General features: G+C 44.3%; 14 protein-coding genes and 1 tRNA gene. 8 read left to right on the top strand and 7 right to left on the bottom strand.

What is annotated here, in order from left to right:
• Window positions 1–28 precede the first annotated feature (28 nt).
• Genes NYE25_RS22235 through NYE25_RS22220 form a run of 4 tightly spaced genes read left to right on the top strand, consistent with a single transcriptional unit; the run spans window position 29 to window position 4,472 of the window.
• A complete protein-coding gene (locus NYE25_RS22235) occupies window positions 29–1,018 on the top strand; it encodes a LacI family DNA-binding transcriptional regulator (RefSeq protein ID WP_042184112.1) in 990 nt (329 codons plus the stop codon).
• A 30-nt stretch (window positions 1,019–1,048) separates the two neighbouring features.
• Window positions 1,049–2,062: an N-acetylglucosamine kinase gene (locus NYE25_RS22230; RefSeq protein ID WP_076299944.1), complete on the top strand. Its 1,014-nt coding sequence runs from the start codon at window positions 1,049–1,051 to the stop codon at window positions 2,060–2,062.
• The gene (locus tag NYE25_RS22225; RefSeq protein ID WP_341050851.1) at window positions 2,010–3,356 is read left to right on the top strand and encodes a 6-phospho-beta-glucosidase; all 1,347 of its coding nucleotides are present in this window, start codon (window positions 2,010–2,012) and stop codon (window positions 3,354–3,356) included. Before NYE25_RS22230 ends, NYE25_RS22225 begins: the two co-directional genes overlap by 53 nt.
• A gap of 21 nt (window positions 3,357–3,377) precedes the next feature.
• Window positions 3,378–4,472, top strand: a complete 1,095-nt coding sequence (locus NYE25_RS22220; RefSeq protein ID WP_341146839.1) for a polysaccharide deacetylase family protein — start codon at window positions 3,378–3,380, stop codon at window positions 4,470–4,472.
• A gap of 89 nt (window positions 4,473–4,561) precedes the next feature.
• Here the strand turns inward: NYE25_RS22220 and NYE25_RS22215 are convergent, their stop codons facing one another.
• On the bottom strand, window positions 4,562–5,902 hold the full coding sequence (locus tag NYE25_RS22215; protein WP_341147766.1) for an aminotransferase-like domain-containing protein: 1,341 nt from the start codon (window positions 5,900–5,902) through the stop codon (window positions 4,562–4,564).
• A gap of 140 nt (window positions 5,903–6,042) precedes the next feature.
• Between NYE25_RS22215 and NYE25_RS22210 the strand changes: the two genes are divergently transcribed.
• The gene (locus NYE25_RS22210; RefSeq protein WP_042184104.1) at window positions 6,043–6,981 is read left to right on the top strand and encodes a DMT family transporter; all 939 of its coding nucleotides are present in this window, start codon (window positions 6,043–6,045) and stop codon (window positions 6,979–6,981) included.
• A gap of 93 nt (window positions 6,982–7,074) precedes the next feature.
• Here NYE25_RS22210 and NYE25_RS22205 read toward each other — a convergent pair whose 3' ends face one another.
• Window positions 7,075–7,734 carry a hypothetical protein gene (locus tag NYE25_RS22205; RefSeq protein ID WP_341146838.1) on the bottom strand — a complete coding sequence of 220 codons (660 nt, stop codon included), beginning with the start codon at window positions 7,732–7,734 and terminating at the stop codon, window positions 7,075–7,077.
• A 158-nt stretch (window positions 7,735–7,892) separates the two neighbouring features.
• On the opposite strand from NYE25_RS22205, the gene NYE25_RS22200 reads away from it, so the two are divergent.
• The 3 genes from NYE25_RS22200 (at window position 7,893) to NYE25_RS22190 (ending at window position 11,568) form a co-directional block, all read left to right on the top strand.
• The gene (locus tag NYE25_RS22200) at window positions 7,893–8,633 is read left to right on the top strand and encodes a response regulator transcription factor (protein ID WP_339244313.1); all 741 of its coding nucleotides are present in this window, start codon (window positions 7,893–7,895) and stop codon (window positions 8,631–8,633) included.
• Entirely contained in the window at window positions 8,611–9,978 is a 1,368-nt protein-coding gene (locus tag NYE25_RS22195) for a sensor histidine kinase (protein WP_341146837.1), read from the top strand. The genes NYE25_RS22200 and NYE25_RS22195 overlap by 23 nt, the downstream gene beginning before the upstream one ends.
• A 249-nt stretch (window positions 9,979–10,227) precedes the next feature.
• Window positions 10,228–11,568: an FAD-dependent oxidoreductase gene (locus NYE25_RS22190; protein WP_341146836.1), complete on the top strand. Its 1,341-nt coding sequence runs from the start codon at window positions 10,228–10,230 to the stop codon at window positions 11,566–11,568.
• 48 nt (window positions 11,569–11,616) lie between these two features.
• On the opposite strand, the gene NYE25_RS22185 is transcribed toward NYE25_RS22190, so the two are convergent.
• The 5 genes from NYE25_RS22185 to NYE25_RS22165 form a co-directional block, all read right to left on the bottom strand.
• Entirely contained in the window at window positions 11,617–13,011 is a 1,395-nt protein-coding gene (locus NYE25_RS22185) for an MATE family efflux transporter (RefSeq protein WP_149646340.1), read from the bottom strand.
• 120 nt (window positions 13,012–13,131) lie between these two features.
• A tRNA-Leu gene (locus tag NYE25_RS22180) sits at window positions 13,132–13,215 on the bottom strand.
• A 138-nt stretch (window positions 13,216–13,353) separates the two neighbouring features.
• Entirely contained in the window at window positions 13,354–17,685 is a 4,332-nt protein-coding gene (locus NYE25_RS22175) for a bifunctional 2',3'-cyclic-nucleotide 2'-phosphodiesterase/3'-nucleotidase (RefSeq protein ID WP_341146835.1), read from the bottom strand.
• A gap of 263 nt (window positions 17,686–17,948) precedes the next feature.
• The gene (locus NYE25_RS22170) at window positions 17,949–18,326 is read right to left on the bottom strand and encodes a hypothetical protein (RefSeq protein ID WP_341146834.1); all 378 of its coding nucleotides are present in this window, start codon (window positions 18,324–18,326) and stop codon (window positions 17,949–17,951) included.
• A gap of 104 nt (window positions 18,327–18,430) precedes the next feature.
• Entirely contained in the window at window positions 18,431–19,081 is a 651-nt protein-coding gene (locus tag NYE25_RS22165) for a DL-endopeptidase inhibitor IseA family protein (RefSeq protein ID WP_341146833.1), read from the bottom strand.
• Between the last annotated feature and the right edge of the window lie 63 nt (window positions 19,082–19,144).

Here is a 19,144-nt window from a genome sequence, read left to right as displayed (position 1 = left end):
GGAAAATCTGCCGCGAGGAGAACTAGAGATGAAAGTGAGTATTTTTGATGTAGCCAAAAAATCAGGATTATCGGTTGTAACCGTATCCCGGGTCTTAAATGGGGCCGAATCGGTACGCGAGAATAATCGCCAGAAGGTGCTGGAGGCCATTAAAGAGCTGGATTATCGCCCTAATGCAGCGGCACGCAGTCTGGCAAGCGGTAAGACGGGAATTATCGGGATTATTGTCACGACCCTGCAGGATTCTTTTTTTGACGCAGTGGTCAAAGAGCTGAATGAAGTCTTAGCGATGCATGGTTATTTTTTGGCCATCTCCATCTCAGCAGGCATCGAATCGGATGATAGCCATTATTTAATCCAGGAGGATCGTGTAGACGGTTTGTTTCTACTCTCTCCGATGGAAGAGGATAATTATATTGTGGAATTAAAACGGCGCGGCATCCCCTATGTGCTGATTGATAACCAAAAGCCCGAGAATGACACCTACTCTATCACGATTGACAACTTCAAAGGTGGCTACATGGCTACCAGTCATCTGTTAGCACTCGGTCATACGTCAATTGCTCATCTATGTGGACAGGAGATGTTCCGTAGTACGCGGGAGCGGCGTGCCGGATTCCTACAAGCGCTTGAGGAAAAAGGTCTTACTCCATTTGAGATTGTACATGGTGATTTCGAAATTGGAATGGGATACGAAACCTGCAAGCGTTGGCTGAACGAAGGACAATTACCTACTGCGGTATTCGCTGGCGATGACAATATCGCCCTTGGCGTCATTAACGCGTTAATGGAAGCTGGCATTCGGGTACCCGAACAAGTAGCTGTGATTGGTTATGATGATCATTATATTGCTTCACAGCTTCATCCATATTTAACAACGATCCGTCAGCCTTCGGACAAAATTGGATTAGCAGCTGCCGAAATGCTCTTAAAACGTATCTCTGGAAAGATGAAGCGCGGAGCTGGAGTAAAGATTGACCCAGAGTTAATTGTACGGGAATCTACTACTTCCAATTAATTAAATCATATAAACAAGGAGTGACAACCATTGACTTACTACTTGGGGATCGATGGTGGAGGCACCAAAACCTATGCACTACTATGCGATGAACATGGCAATGTTCTCGGTAAGGGCAGGAGCGGTAACGGCAACCACCAGACAGGCGCACTTGAGGCAGCCAACAGCATTCGAGAGGCCACATTCGGGGCACTAGATGAGGCTGGACTCCGATTGGAGGACATCCAACATACCTATCTTGGGCTTGCCGGTGCTGACCGAGAGGCCGATTATCTCATTCTCCATCCAATGATTCGCGAGATCGGATTTATCAATTACACCATTAACTGTGACACCATGATCGGATTACGTGCAGGGACGACTCGCCCTTATGGAGTTGCACTAATCTGCGGCACAGGCACCAATTCGGCAGGCAGAAACACGCGAGGAGAGCACTATCAGTGTGGTGGCTTTGACTACATGTACGGTGACTTCGGTGGTGGCGGTGCTCTCAACATTGAAGTCTTTCGTTCTGTCATAAGAGCTTGGGATGGACGGGAGCAACCTACCCTCTTGACCGGACTTCTACTCAACTTGCTAGGTTATGAGGAAGTTGCAGATATGTTTAATGATTTCCTAAACCATTGGAAAAGGGTCCCTGTTCATGCTGCTCGTTTGCTTTTCGAAGCAGCAGCTGAAGGAGATGCTGTAGCCTTAGAGATTCTAAATCGGCAAGGCGTTGAGTTAGGGAAGTCCGCTGCTGCAGTCATCCACAAGCTTGGGATGGAGCAGGACACCTTCGATGTGGTTCTGGCGGGAAGTCTGCTAACCCGTGGGGATCGCGGCTGGATTCGCGGACCTATTGAGAAAGCTGTACAAGCCGCAGCTCCACAAGCAACTGTGGTGACTCTTGCCACAGAGCCTGTAGTAGGTGCCGTATGGTCCGCGATGGATCAAGATGGTTTGACCCTTAGTAATGAAGCGTATGAGACCATGCGGCAATTTCAAGATTATGAATCGATCCAACAAACAAAAAAGACAGGAGTGGTTGATCTTGGCAACTAATCAAGGATTAAAGATCGCAGTTATCGGTGGGGGTTCTTCGTATACACCCGAATTGGTAGAGGGATTTATTCTTCATTACAAGGAGCTTCCTGTTCGTGAACTATGGCTCGTAGACATCGAACCTGGACTTCGCAAGCTGAATATCGTTGGAAATCTCGCTAAACGCATGGTTGAGAAATCCGGGCTTCCGATTGAAGTTCATCTTACAACAGACCGCCGGAAGGCTATCGAAGGTGCAGACTTCGTCAGCACTCAGATGCGTGTCGGTATGCTTGATGCCCGCGCACGTGATGAATCGATTCCTCTTAAATATGGTGTCATTGGTCAAGAAACGACAGGTCCTGGCGGAATGATGAAAGCACTGCGTACGATCCCTGTCATTCTGGATGTATGCCGGGATATCGAAGAGCTGGCTCCTAACGCATGGCTGCTCAATTTCACCAATCCTGCAGGAATGGTCACTGAGGCTGTTCTGAAATACTCCAAAGTAAAGAGTATCGGTCTATGTAATGCACCAATCGGCCTGATCAAACAAGTATCCGCCAAATATAACGTAGCTGCCGACCGTGTTTATGCCGAATTTGTTGGTCTGAATCACTTACACTGGATTACTCGAATCGACGTTGAAGGTGAAGATAAGCTGGATGAAATGCTCACAGAGGGCTACAGTGCCAAGAACGTGCCAGCCCGAGAGTGGAATCCAGAATTCCTAAAATCTCTTCGCGCCGTACCTTCCTACTATTTAAAATATTTCTATATGACGGATGCCATGCTCGAAGAGCAGATGGAATCGTTTAAGCAAGGTATCAACCGTGCTGAAGTCGTCAAACGCGTAGAAGAAGAGCTATTTGAGCTATACGCCAACTTAGAGCTGAGCGAGAAACCGAAACAGCTAGAACAACGCGGTGGTGCTTTCTATTCAGAAGCAGCAGTTAATCTCATGAGATCGCTCCATAACGGTTCAAACGACATCCAGACCTTGAATGTCGCTAACCGTGGCATACTGGACTTCTTACCAGATGATGCAAGCATTGAAGTGAACTGTGTTGTCACCAAGAACGGACCACTACCTCTACCACTGACTAAGATTCCACCGATGGCCAAAGGGCTTATTCATGCTGTCAAAACCTACGAGCAGCTAGCCATTGATGCCGCTGTGACCGGTGACCGTGCGCTTGCCCTTCAGGCAATGGTGCATCATCCACTCGTTCCATCTGTAGATGTGGCGGTTCGTATGCTGGATGAAATGCTGGAAGCCAATAAAGAGTTCTTGCCGAACTTTTTTACTAAATAACCATAGAGATGAGGCGTCAATATGTCAGCTAAAGCGGTTTGGAAAGGCGATGTGAACCAAGCCATCTGCGCGTTTACATTTGATGATGGGCCTTCCCAGCTTCCCGTTGAATTATGGCTTGATGTTTTGGAGGAGGAAGGTGCTGTCGGCACCTTTTTCTTCACTGGGGAATGGATGGATCGCTATCCAGAGAAGGCGAGATTGATCCTGTCCCGTGGTCATGTGCTTGCTCCGCATACGTACCATCATCGGCGAATGGCCCAAGTGCCAAAGGCGGTATTCTTAGAGCAGTTGAAGCTGACTGAGCTGGCCTATCAGGACGCAACGGGTCTCCCTTCTCCCAATTTCATGCGTTTTCCATATTGCTCATTCCGGGAAGAAAATCTCGAGTGGCTGACAGAATGGGGCGATTATCTGGATATTGAAGGCGTTGACTGCGGAGATTGGTCTGGTATTTCTGCTGAAGAGATCATTGCCAGAGTTGAACCTACGCTTGAGAATGGAACCATTGTAGTCATGCATAGTAATGATGTTGCAAAAGGTTCACCGGATGCACTGAGAGCACTTATTCGGATCGCCAAGCAAAGAGGCTTGGAAAGTGTCGGCGTACCTGAGATCCTTGGGTCCATTGGCGTAGAAGTAAACCACAGACCCTGGAAAATAGTCGTAGACGTTCCCGCAGAGTTAGATCATCCCTTGGAAAATTGGATCCCTTTAGAAAATAGTAAGCAGCTTGCCGACCTCGCGACACAGACAACTGAGTGGAACATTCAGCAATATACACTACATTTCACTTCTGAAAAGGAGTGGCTGGAGCATCTGGAGAGTCCACTAGAAGAGGTTGGAGTGACAGAGGATCGCGAGTTGTTTACCATACGGCAATTTGATGGCAGCTATTGGGGATATGTACGCGCCGGTGTCGTAGACAATACCCTTGTATTATTAGATTATGCGGCTAAAGAAGCGCAGGCTGATACCTTGGTATACTTGCTTCGCTGGGCTGCGGATACTTCAATCAGACTGGGCTTAACCCGGATCGAGGCTAGGCTGAATATTCGCAAAATGAGCGAGATGTGTAGACAGTTAGGCTGGCAGTCAGAGATAGTAGAAGATTAATAAGATATAATGTATTTCCTTAAGTCTGCTAAATTAAGCAGGCTTTTTTTATTCACCTCAAGTTTGCTGTAGCTTCTATTGCACCTATTTTAGCGTATTTCTCGAATCACCTGTGCAATGCCAGAAGAAATATCAGGCTCTTTTACACTAGATACGTTGAGCTTTAGAATGCTCTCCTTGGCGAAATACGGAAGGTAACCACTATCCGCCATCTCCACTCGAATGAACTTTTTATGCAGCCGTTTGATCATCTGCTCTGCTCTAAGGTTATCCTCCAATTTCAGATACGTATGCACACCTAGCTGACTGGCAGGAACATAGGAATAATGCTGTTCAGACGCTGCATTTGCTTCCCTCATAATCGAATCATGGAGAAGCATGGATCTTTTTCCGTAGCAGGAACACATCTTTTTTCGGTGGCGCTCGAACATTCCACTTTTCAAATACAACTCCAAGGCAGCTTGTGACAGCATAGAACTATCTATATCCATCAGTCTTTTGAATCGGTTAAAGGACTCACAGAGCACCTCAGGAAGTACAGCCACACCAACGCGCAGACCTGGGAATATAATCTTGGAGAAGCTTTTTAAATAGATAACATGTGATGTATTGTCATAGGCATAAATCGGATCTTGCTTCGTATCCTGCTCCAGATCTGCCATGTAGTCATCCTCAACGATATACACATCGTATTTAGCTGCAAGCTGGGCAATCGCCTTCTTCTGGTTGCGGGTATAGGAAACGCCAAGCGGATTATGAAACCGTGGTACGGTATAGAAGAACTTGAACTGGCCCGTCTTAAATAACCGCTCTAATTCATTCAAGTCCACCCCGTCATCCGAACGCTGTATCCCCTCTGTCTCGATGTCGTACGTCTTCAAATACTCCATAAACAGTGGATAACTCGGCTGTTCAATCAACACACGCTCCCTGCCATTCGGAAAAGGAATACGGGTTAAGAGTCCAAGTGCTTGCTGCACACCAGAGGTGATGAAAATCTGTTTGGAATCAGCAAATACCTGATATGAGGCCAGTTGCCGCTGCATTTCACGGATCAGAGACGGCAGCCCTTGCGGCGTTCCATAGATAAACAAATCCTTACGGTACATATCGATCGCCTTATTAATACAATGTTGAAAATCTAGATACGGAAAAATATCCGGGTCCGGTGCAGATGCTGTAAAATCAATCCAGTGCGCCCCCTCTTCTTTTCGCTCCCCACTGCGTTTCATGACATAATATCCACTCTTTGACGCGGCATAGATTAGATGTTTGTCCTGAAGGTCTTGGAGTGCTCGAATAACCGTGCTCTTATTGCAGTCATAACGTAGCGCTAGCTCTCGAATAGAAGGTAACTTGTCGCCCTCACGATATGTATCTTCAGCGATTTGTAATTCCAGATCGTTGATTAACTCCGAATACTTATATATGCCCTTCACCTACCTCCGAGTCTATTTTGTACCGGTACAGATCAAGAATAATTACATTGTAGCACAGCTGTTCTAGCCTTAGAATAAAGAGCATAACAGGACCGGTCCTAAATGCGCGCAACACTTTGGAGGTCTTATAGATGAATACATCTTCTACTCAAAAAGCGATAGTAGCTGCTGTCTTGAATGCTATTATTGTCGGGTTTTCTTTTATATTTGTAAAAATGGCTTTAACCGTCTCGGACCCATTCGATACGTTAGCTCACCGCTTCACGTTATCTTTCCTTGCCGCTTCATTATTTACTTTTCCAGGATGGGGGCGGGTGAAGTTTGGTATTTCCAAGGCAGCAGTGGTAATCCCACTTGCTCTACTATACCCATCGTTGTACTTTACACTTCAAGCCTTCGGACTTCTGCATACAACATCTGCTGTAGCGGGCATAATTCAGGCGACCATGCCCATCTTCACCATCATTTTAGCAGCGATGTTCTTGAAAGAAACTACGAGCGGTTTCCAGAAGATCTCCACCTTAATCTCGGTTGCAGGCATCATTCTTATCTTTGCCATTCCGGGCGTGAGTATTTCTTCCTCTAGTCTGTGGGGCGTCTTACTCATCCTAATCTCAGCGCTATCCCTTGCCGGCTATAATGTTGCGGCCCGAAAGCTGACACGAACTTGGAGTCCTAAAGAGCTCACTTATATGATTACTTTATTTGGATTTATATTTTTTAATGGATTGTCGATCATTAAACATGGTTCGGCAGGAACCTTGAATCAATATTTCACACCTTTTCAGGAGCCAAAATTCATATTCTCCATGATTTATCTCGGTGTGCTATCTTCCCTCGTGACCTCCTTCCTCTCCAACTATGCTTTATCCCGAATGGAGGCTTCACGCGTGAGTATCTTCGGCAGTCTTTCGACAGTTGTCTCTATTCTTGGTGGTGTACTCCTGCTGAATGAACAGCTGGAATGGTATCATTGGACCGGCACGGTGATGATCATTGCCGGGGTGATCGGAGTGAATTGGCGGAAAAGAGCAAGGGTTCAAGCAAAAAGCGAGATTGGGTTGGACTAGATACATTTACGTAACAAAAAGACACCCTCGAGGTGTCTTTTTGCTTTTACCTTTTCATTCTCTCTATTCTGTATCAAGCTGCGGTTATCACTGTTACTTCGACGTTTCTAACGCCTTGATTTTCTCTTTATATTGATCCAATAGTTTAGTTAAAGCTTCCTTAATCACAGTGGAATCTTTGGTTTTAGCCGCGCTATTCAGATCCTCTTGGGTTTTGAAGAAGGCTTTATCAGCCTCACTAAGTTCTTGAATTGAAATCGTAGCTTCAGTTGATTCTACTGCCGCAATTGCAGCTACACCTTTAATTGAAGTAGAGGCAAAACTCTCCATCTTCTTATCATTAGGTAATACCTCAACATTGCGACCCGCTTCAATGTAACTCACGGGCAGAGCTTCAGCTGATCCAATCTCTTTCGATAATAGAACTCCCTCCGCCTGCTCAGAAGGTACAAGCTCAGAAACTGCGGTAATGCTAAATCCAGCAGCCTTATAATATTGATCCAAGGTCTTCTTCCAGTCTTCCAGGGTATTAGGTGCGTATGTTTTAGCCAGTTCCAGGGGATCTACCCAATCAAAGCTTATTAAGCTTGCAGAAAGTGATCCACTATTTGCTGGAGTAACCACGGCTGCTGTTGTTGTCTTCGCACTTTGATCGTTAGCTCCACTAGCTGCGTTCACTGCAGTCGGTGCGGCAACTGCGGACACTAGTAAGGCGGACAACGCTAACTTTTTAAATATCATCTGTTGATTCATAAATACAACACTCCTCGTCGATTTGAATGATCTTACAAGTCCAAGCTTACAAAATGGGTGTGGCATAACATTGGTTAATTTGTGGAAAAACGATGGCAGACCCCTATACCCACCTATGGATTGATATAATTGTAGAAGAATACTCTGGAGGTAACGAAATGAATACCAACTATCTCATTGCCGTAGTAGACGATGATCAGCATATACGTAATCTTGTAGAAGCCTATTTACAAAAAGAAAATTACCGCACGATCGGCCTTGGCAGCGCTGAGGAAGCATGGACCTTATGGCAGACAAGCCCACCCGATATGTGGGTGCTCGACGTAATGTTGCCTGGCATGGACGGGTACGAGTTTTGTCGGCGGATTCGCAATGAAGCCGAGGTACCGATTATTATGATCTCTGCAAGAGATAATGAAGTGGATAAAATATTAGGCTTAGAGCTTGGCAGTGATGATTATCTGGTCAAGCCATTTAGCCCCCGGGAGCTAGTTGCTCGCATTAAACGCCAGTTACAACGCTGGTATAAAATGAGTAATCCCGTGGAACCCGCAATTAGTACCCCACACCCATCGACGCAAATTGAAGTTAGCCACCTACAGTTATTATTGGAGGAAAGACGTGTGTTCTGGCACGGAAATGAGATTGAACTCACCAGCAAAGAATTCACCCTTCTAAAAGTTTTTGCAGCTTCTCCAAACCGCGCATTTACAAGAGATGAGCTGTTAACCTATGTTTGGGGAGATGACTATTTCGGGAGCGACCGCGCCGTGGACCATTTAATTAAACGAATGCGGAAAAAACTAGACCTGCTGCCGATTGAAGCCGTTTGGGGACATGGTTATCGTATGCGTATTGAGGAGGGAATGGAGATCAATGAAGCTAGCACATCAGATTAATATAGCCTTTAGCATCGTATTGGTACTGCTCCTGTCTATTACCGCTGTCGTGATCCACTTTGTACTGCTCAATCATTTTGTCGGTACACAAAAGGCAGAATTGCGAACCATTAGCTCTGCCATGTCAGCCACTATGATTGAGGGGAGCACGTACAAGGGCGACATGGGGACTGAACTCCATGCGTTACCCGTGATCATGCCTTCTACTGTTGGTACTGCAGGCGTCGAGGCCATTCTTAGCGATGAGACAGGAAAAGTATTGTCCACCTCATCGAATATGAGTTCAATCGCGGTAAACTCCAATACGCAGTTTGTCGCAGGTCAAACCTCGGATCTCCAGAACATATGGAATGGAACAGATGCAAGATATATAACGGAAGTGAAGTCCACCCCGATAGGCACGCTAACTCTGCTTACACCTATGAGCGCAGTTACAACAATTGAACAAGCTCTGCTCAAAAGACTTCTAATCGTTTTCGGTGCAGCAGGGGCATTCATGCTCCTATTTGGCCTGTTTATCACGAAAAAGCTAATCCAACCTCTAATGAAGCTGCAGCAAGAGCTGAAAAAGGTAAAGGAACGCCACTTTTCAGCCGTTAAGCTAATCAAAGCTGGCGGAGAGATTGGTGCTGTCGCTAAGTCGGTATATGACATGGCTGGCGAATTGAATCGTTTTAACCACGTACAGAAGCAATTTTTCCAGAATGCCTCACACGAATTAAAGACCCCACTAATGTCTATCTCTGGGTATGCTGAAGGGATTAAGGATGGTATCTTCGAGGGGGAAGGGATCGATAAAGGTCTGGATATTATTATGAGTGAGAGTAGTCGTCTGAAGAAACTCGTTACTGAAATGACCCTGCTTGCGAAGCTGGATAGTGAGGAGGATATATTTAGAACTAGCGAGCTTTCTCTGGACGATTTAGTCGTAGAAACAATTGAACGCATGAACCCCCTTTTGATGAAAAAGGGACTGACCCTACATGTATCCTACGATGACTGTGAGCCACTTACGATCCGGGCCGATAGAGATAAGCTATTGCAGGCGCTGCTTAATGTAGTTTCCAATGCAACTCGTTATGCCAACCAGCATATCTACATTCATGCTTCGGTTAAAGATGGTCAGGTTCTGCTTTCCGTTAGTGATGATGGCCCTGGCATATCAGAAGATCTGCTTCCATACCTGTTCCACCGATTTGTAAAAGGAAAAGATGGCGAATCAGGGCTAGGACTAGCCATATCCCGTGCGATCGTTGAGCGCTCTGGAGGTCTGATTTCAGCAGGGAACCGTAAGGATGGCGGTGCAGTGATCACCATGGGATTCCCTACACTCTCCCCAACCTAGACAGTTTTATGTCGAGCGAACACCAAAAAGCGATCCTCCTAAGCACCTCGAACTCAGTTCTTTCATTGTTAAAGAAGGCAACAAGGTAGCTATATTGACCATCAAGAGATTCCCTTTAGAGGAGATCTCTTTTTCGTCTTCAAATCTCTTTATCGTTCGTTTAATGGCCTTCGGATTTAGGGTAATAATAAAGAAACATGCTATTTAATGCATAATTTAAAACATCCTGTGTGACCCGGAGGTATTAAAATGAACAAGTTCGACGCTATTATTATTGGTTTCGGTAAAGGCGGAAAGACCCTTGCCACAGAACTAGCTAATCGAAAATGGAAAGTAGCCGTGATTGAACGCTCTAAGAAAATGTACGGTGGAACTTGTATTAACATCGCCTGTATCCCTACGAAATCCTTAGCTTATCAAGCCCATCAAGGGGAAGATTATATAGAAGCGGTCCATAATAAGGATCAGCTTATTTCAAGTCTACGCCAAAAAAATTACGATAATCTAAATCAGAACGAGAATATAGAAGTTATCAATGGTGAAGCTTCCTTCTTATCGGATCACGAAGTCCAAGTAAAGGATGCCGGTGAGACGAAAATCTTAACCTCCGATAAAATCTTCATTAATACGGGCGCTGAAACCGTCATTCCTACTATTGATGGGATACAAGATAGTAAGTTCGTATATACCAGTACATCCATTATGGATCTTAAGGAGCTCCCAACTAAACTAGCCATCATTGGTGGTGGTTATATTGGATTGGAATTCGCTTCGATTTACAGTCAATTCGGCTCACAGGTTACGGTGCTGGAGGGTTCCTCGAAATTCATTCCTAAAGAAGACCGCGATGTCGCGGACGCCGTCCTCCAAACCTTTACCAAGAAGAACATTGAGGTCAAACTGAATGCAAAGGTTATAGGACTGAAGGATGTTAAAGATGGAGCAGTTATCTCCTTTTCGATAGATGGTGCTATTCAAGAATTGAAAGTCGATGCTGTTCTGGTTGCGACAGGTAGAAAACCAAACATTGAGGGATTAAATTTAGAAGCAGCCGGTGTAGAAGTTACAGATCGGGGTGCTATTAAGGTGGACCCTTCCCTAAAAACCACCGTTTCCCATATATGGGCCCTCGGAGATGTCAAAGGCGGATTACAGTTTACCTACATCTCATTAGATGATTATAGAATTGTACGAAATGATCTCTTCGGCGATCATTCCCATACCACAAATGACCGTGACGTTGTTCCATACAGTGTATTTATTGATCCCCCACTATCCAGAGTAGGAATAAGTGAAGAAGCAGCCGTCGAACAAGGACTTGAAATTAAAGTCGCTAAGTTGCCTGCAGCAGCTATTCCACGTGCTCGCTTAATTAACGAAACCGAGGGCTTCCTAAAAGCAATTGTGGATGCAAAAACCAATAAAATCCTAGGAGCTACATTGTTCTGTGCGGAATCTAGCGAAGTGATTAATATCGTGAGCATGGCAATACAAACAGGGCAAGATTTTACCTTTTTGAGAGATCATATCTTTACTCACCCTACAATGAGTGAAGCTTTGAATGATTTGTTCTCACAGATCAAAGAATAATACTACATGCATGGCAAACAAAAAGACACCCACATGGGGTGTCTTTTACTATATAACACGATGCTGAACCCACTTCTTACCCATGAAGCGCCGTAGAAATATGAATCCTCTAATTCCCCACTCACAGTTCATAGCTAACCAAACCCCAAGTAGACCGAAATCGAAAACAATACCTAAGATGTATCCGAGTACTACACGGAACAACCACATACTTAACATAGACACCATGGATGTGAACTTGGAATCACCCGCCGCTCTAAGCGCTGACGGTGTTATGAAGCTAACAGACCACAGCGGTATTTGTACGATTGTATTGATAAGTACAATTATGAAAATATCCCTCACAATCTCTGCAGGTGGATGAAACATCGACACTAGCGGATGGAAGAAAGGCATAACTAACAATCCCATCACCACAAAGGAAAGGGAAGATGCTACGAGAAACGATTTAATAAATTTCCGAGCATCCTTAACATTATTGCTTCCCATACATTGTCCGACCACTGTAATAATCGTCAAAGACAGCGCATTGCCCGGAATTTGCATAATCCCCGCAAAGGAAGAGGCGATAGCGTTTGTAGCAAGCGCGTAAGTACCGAGACTGACGATAAAGACTTGCGTCAGAATCTTACCACCATTAAAGAACATCTGCTCCGCCGCAAACGGCATACCGATGAACATTATTTTTTTGAGCATGGAGAATTGAACCACCAGTAAGTCACGAATTCGAATATGCAGTTCATTGTCCATCCGGAACAGATAATACAGAGCGCATATCGCGCCCAAATATCGAGCTATATTTATAGAAATGGTCATTCCTAGAACGCCCATATGCAAAAGGTTAATAAATACGAGATTCAAGAGGACGTAAACTAAGTTCATAATGAGCGATAACGCAAGCGAGGCTCTCGTCCTTCCGATTCCCCGAAGAGCACCACACACTGCCTCTACCACAGCTATACCAAGATAGGAGATACAGCTCCCAATCAAATAGATTCGGGCGTTGTGCATTACCTCGGGTGAAGCTGCTCCAAATAGTAAGTTCAACAGCGGATTATGAAAAAGAATACCAAACATACCAATAACAAAAGCCATAAGGGAAACCGATGAAGTGGCGCCTGCGGTAGCTTTTGATACCATAAGACTATTACCGCTTCCTTTATACTGCGCTACGACAACCGTACCACCTGTTGATACCGCGATAAACACACTAATGAGAAAAAGATTAAGGGAATCAATCATGTTCACCGCACTGATAGCCGCCACACCAGACGAACTGATCATAGCCGTATTCACTAGATTTAGCCCCACTATAAAGGCTTGATCTACCAGAATAGGGATAAATAAAGCAATCATATGGCGATAATCTAACGATTCTCCTGAAAAATATTTTTCAAGAAACCGCACACTTCGCTTCGTATTGACATTTACATTAGGTTCCATCTTCGCTTCACTTCTTTTACATTAGAGTTATCCAAATCTGAAATATCCTTATAAATAGAAAAAGGCTCTTCAGGTCGAAGAGCAATTCAAAAGTACAGCTAATTTATAAGCACTTAGGTATGCGGTCGAGAGGACTCGAACCTCCACGGGGATTAACCCACACGGACCTGAACCGTGCGCGTCTGCCAATTCCGCCACGACCGCACAAAATATAAAAGAATCATGCAGTGCAGAACTAAATTATCATATATTAGCGCAAAGGGCAATACCTAATGTAAAAAGAAAAAGTGTACCGAGTCCCTATTAGGGATCATCGATACACTTTTTAGAAGAACTATCGGATTATGAAGCTTGTTCAAGCATACGGTAGATAATGACTGCCGCTTGAGCGCGGTTAGCTATGCCCTTAGGTGCAAATTTACCACCCTCAACACCGTTAACAATTCCCAATTGGGTCAGTTGTGCTATAGCGTCCTGTGCGTAAGGAGCAATACTGGACTTGTCTGCAAACTTGCCCAGCGCTGCATTCTTATCAATCGGCTGTAGTTTATCTTTCAATGCATTAGCAATCATAATAGCCATTTCTTCACGAGTCACTTCACGACCCGGTTCAAATTTACCATTTCCAGAGCCTTGTACAAGTCCGGCCTTCACCGCAAGGGCAATAGAATCCGTGTACCAAACTCCTTGCTTAACATCGCTGAATGAACTGGTAGTTGCCGAACCCGTCAGATTCAGTGCGCGTACCAGCATTGTAATAAATTCTGCTCTAGTCACTGTTTTGGTTGGCGCAAAAGTATTAGCATCCAATCCTTTTATAATACCCTTAGCAGCCAATGCTTGAACAGCTTCTTGCGCCCAAGCTACCTTACCCAGATCTTTGAAGTTTGCTGCTGGGGTAGTAGTTGGTGCTGGTGTAGCCGATGGAGCTGGCGTTGCTGATGGTTTTACAGTTGGAGTAGGTGTTGGAGTTACAACATTAGAACTTCCATCGCCATTGCCTGATCCCGTATCATCAGCCTTCTCTTTGTTAGTAATACGACCTTCAATTGCCGCCTTGATCTCTTTGCGATCAAACGTCTTCACAATGTAATCGTAGAATACGTCCAAATCAATCGGACCAGCCAGAGAATCACTCGCTTCAGTCAGAACCTTGTAGTTATCTCCACCCGCAGCCATAAAGTTATTCACTACTGCCGTATATTTCTGCATAGGATCAATTGGTGTTCCATTAGTCAAAGTAAGATTCGCAACACGATCCTTTACTGGAAGATACATATTCGCTGTATATTTCAGTCCGGAAATTTGTAGCGTTTTGATATCTGGTGTTCCATCAGCTTTCACATTCCATTGCTGTTGCAGTAACGTTTTAATTTGTGCTCCAGTCAGAGTCAGCTTCACAAGCGTGTTGCCGAACGGCTGAATTTTAGCAAGGTCTCCGAAGGTTACAGGACCCTTCGGAAGATCCGCACGGATACCACCTGGATTCATAAAAGCAAAATCAGCAGCCTTTGCGCCATCGCCGAAATCAGCAGTACGCATAGCGTCAGCAATCAAGTTGCCAAGCGCAGCTTCTTTGGTGTAAGCATCTGTACGAGTAACAGTTCCGTCTGTTGTACCCACTGGTTGGGTCAGTTCTGGATGCTTCTCAAGGTAAGTATTAACCAGTGCCACACTTTCTGGATCCGGTGTTACACCCTCATGGAGGGTGGAGGTTACTACAGCAGACTTACTCTTCACATCTCCTGTTTTATGGTCAATGACCAATTTGATATCTTCAAATGCTGTACCGTAAGAGTACGCCTGTACAATCAACTTGCCGTTTACCGTTCCGTTTGCCAGTGCATGGTTATCACCAGCAACGATAACGTCAACAGGGGAGTTCGCAGGGAGCGCATTGGCCAGATCAGCCGCTTCGCCTGTAGTTACTCCATCTTTAGTAGAGGCTGGATCATGTGCAAGCACGATGATTGTTTCTACACCTTTAGATTGTAGCTCCTTCGCATATTTTTCAACAGCCACTACTTCCTCCTCTGGAGAGAGGAAGTGTACGCCCACTGTTCCTGAAGGTGCAACCTTGCTTGGTGTGGATTTGGTTACAAGACCTATAAAGCCGATCTTCACACCACCGACTTCTTTGATTACATAAGGATTGATAATGGGTTCGCCGTTTTTGGCATACACTGCATTAGCATTCACATAATCAAAATCAGAACCAGCATGGATAATTTTTTTGTTCTTTGGATCAGCACCACCATAAAGCTGTGTCATTAGCGCATCAACACCTTGGTCGAACTCATGGTTACCCAAGGAGCCTACATCAAATTTCATCATATTCATCCAAGCATGAGTCGGCTCGTCGCGCTCAAGCGAGGATACAGGTGCCGATGCTCCTACGGAGTCACCGTTATGGAAGAGCAAGGAGTTCTCGTACTTTGCACGAGCCTGTTTCAAGTAAGTCGCGAGGTAAGCTGCTGTGCCTACAGATTTATTGCTCACTGTAGAAACTGTGTCTAGTTGACCATGGAAGTCATTGATTCCAATAAGGTGAACTTCAACATCTGCAGTTGGCGCAGGAGTTTTCACACTTAGATCCAGTTCGAAAATTCCGAAGCCTTTATCATTTTGCTGACCCGTATCGGATATGTTCGTCGGCAGTACACTTGCTGCTTTAGGCGTTGTAGTGAACGTTACTTTCACACTACCCTTAATAGGTGCCAAGGACCAGTTGCCATCAGCAGTAGGATCAATCGTTCCAGCTTCACTGATATAGTCCATCAAGACCTGACGATTCTCATCTTGAGAGTCCACTACCAACTCTGAGCCTTTAACGCCCGGGAAGTTACCGCCACCGCTTGCACGGTAATTGTTAGTGACAACAATGAAATCCTGATCAAGATCTAAAGGTTGATCATTGTAAGTCACTTCCGTCACACGACTCGATGAAGCATCATTAATGGAGCCATCCGGGTTGTACTTCGCGTTTTTCGTTACATCAATTTTATATTGGACCCCATCAATCACATCAAAATTAAAGACTTGGAATTCCGGATTCAACAGAGACTGCGGAGTCGAGATTCCAAGTTTGATGCGGTTAAATGCACCCGCGCTCATTTCCAACCACTCTTTAACAACAGAACCCTTAACCTTGATCGCTTTGAGCGTGTTATCGTATAGATAGAGGTCACTTGCGCTACGGATAGTCAAGTTGCCTTCATCAATACTAGTGTATTCTTCTGGGCCGTTACGTCCTGCTTTAAAAGGAGCGCCGACACTCAGAATCGGTAGGTCCTTATATTGAGGAACATTGACATCAATATACTTCTGAACATACCACTTCTGTGCATACGTTACGAGCTGAACCGTAGGATCATCCTGAACCATTGCAAAATAACTGTTCATTGGAGCCGTTGTAACACCCAGCTTCTGTTCAGTATAAGCAATAGTAGCTTTATGCGCTGCCGCAACAGCATCATCTACAGCTGGATCAGGTTCGACCTTTGGATAATTCACTTTATTCTCTGTCTTATAGATAGAACGAGTTGAAGCTTTTGAGCTCTTCTTATCTACTTCCCAGCCTTTATCACCGTATACAATATCCAGATCAATTAGACCTAAATAAGCACCGCCGTAGCCAGCTTGTACAGCAGGCGTACCATTAATGTGACCATTCACATTATCGATCACAGCCTTATCGTTATCGTAAGGATTTTTAGTGTCCGGATCTTTGAACAAAGCATCCAGTGTGCTGTCATTTCCCGTTGGGAATACTTTATGGGTATGTGAGAATGTGATCGCATCAATACCCGGAACCTTACTCAACGCATTAATGTCATTCTCGGAACCATCACCTATAACAGCATTAATATCAAAGCCAGTATGAGCCATAGCGACAATGACATCTGCTCCTTCAGCTTTCATTTCTGGAACAAACTCCGCAGCCGTTGCGGCAATATCTTTAACGGTGACTTCGTTCTCCAGATTAACCTTATCCCACTCCATGATTTGAGGGGTAACAAGGCCAATTAGGCCTACTTGAATCGTTTGTTCTTGACCATTACTGTCTTTTATTGTTTTAGGTATGATAACAAAAGGTTCAAAGGCATTCGTGCCATCTGTTTTATATATGTTCGCATTCACATAATCAAAATTTGCACCGGTAGTTGACTCATTACCATCGCTACCATTTATAGTACGATCTAAAAATTGCAACCCATAATTGAATTCATGATTGCCAAAAGTCGCAGCATCATATTCCATAACATTCATAGCCGCAATCATCGGATGAATCTCATTCGGATCTTTCAGTTCCGATTTCTTCGCCACGTAAGTACCCAGCGGAGTTCCTTGAATCAAGTCACCATTATCAAGCAGGAGGTTGTCGGGTTCTTCAGCTCTCGCTTGTTTCACCAGACTTGACGTGCGGTCAAGACCGACGGTTACAGATGGTGCACCCTTAAAATAATCCCAACCATACACATTAGTGTGCACATCCGTTGTGCTCATCAAACGGAGCTCAACCTTGGCTCCAGAAGCAGGTGTAGCAGGTGCAGCAGCTACTTTGTCTGGACTCCAAACCGTACCCAAAACGACTCCACCTAGGACCTGTGCTGAAAGCACTGCAGTTGCTAGTACAGAAGCGAGAGGCTTGTTCCATCGTGTCTTCCATCCCATAAAGATTTATTCCCCCTAGTAGTTTTTACATAATTTCGGTGATATTATATCACACAAACATGACGAAAAAGTATATAATTGTAAAATTAATATAAATTCGTGTCAAATATATTAACGTGTGAAGAAAGACCTAGGTCACATTGTTATTTTATTAGATCAAGAGTCTCTAGACATACAAAAAAACACACCTTATACAGATGCGTCCCAAGAAAGCGCATACACAAGATCAAAACACGTCGAATCTTTATCTGATAATAACTCTCTCAAGACCCACTCATGATGGCAGTAAACCCAAAACAAATTGCCGTGATTAAAGACAAAGGTGTCATCACAAGTCTTTCTTTTTTACTCTTCGATAATATATTCATTACGGTATTGAGAATTAGATAGACTGTAAAAAAGTAACATATACCTCTATCAAAAGGTAATCCAATAGAAATCACGTTGCCTGCCTGCAACAAGTACAAGATTGCAATCAGTTGTATAACAACTGAGATCGCACACGCAATCCTCATCTGCGAGGGCATGATTCTATGTTTGCCACCCATTGCAAATTCACCATAAGGTAATCCTAAAGACAGTAATATGTAAAGAATCGCCGCTCCCGCAAAAGTAATACTCCCAATCCATGCAGATAACATCCTTCCACCCCCTTCACTAATTGGTATTCGAATCTTATAAGCGGAAGAACAGCTTTATAAATGCAATGGACTTTCACGTGAGATACTTGGGGCTGTAGCTCAGTTCATTCATTCGATCTATCAGCATCTGATGCTTTGACTTTTAAAGAGTCCTCTTTCCAGCCATTCTCATAAATATAAGATCCCTCATAGGTGTCATAGGTGTTAAACCCTACATCAAAAACTTGTATGGTTGCTTCCGCACTTTTATCTTCCACGTGAAAAGCGATGACCTTAGCATTGTCCCAGTCTAGCGTATCCGTTCCTTCCCAAGGCACAATTGACATTTCCCCGTCTATTTCAGCCAAAAGCCCACTATCAATTCTTGATGTAATCTCATCTTTCGCATTTTTCATCGTAAGTGCTGTAGTTAAATAACTCATGATTTTTTCTCTTGTATCAAAATTTTGGCACATATAATAGAACTCAAACCCTGTTTCTGTTTCTTCTGATGGGATGGCTACAGTCCCCTCATCATTTTCACTACATCTCCAACTGTAAGATGAAACAAAAATATTCGACTCTACTTGTTCAACCTTTTTCCGGATTAACAGCACATCTGCTTCCGTTATCCCGAGACTCGATTCTTCTGAATATTGAGGTTCTCCCGAGGTAATTTGTAGATATTCTGAAGCTGCTTCCTTGGAGCCAATATTCTCTTTACATCCCGTAATCATTAAGCAAACTATACATATTAACACTAAAATTTTATTCATTATTTTTCACCCTACCCCGATATGTACAAGCGTCTCTCTACCCCATTTACTATTCGGTAGTAG

This window comes from Paenibacillus sp. FSL E2-8871 (assembly GCF_038000345.1).
Classification (GTDB): domain Bacteria; phylum Bacillota; class Bacilli; order Paenibacillales; family Paenibacillaceae; genus Paenibacillus_AQ.
The sequence above is the reverse complement of the archived record's forward strand: the minus strand, read 5'-3'. Positions and strand labels throughout refer to the sequence as shown.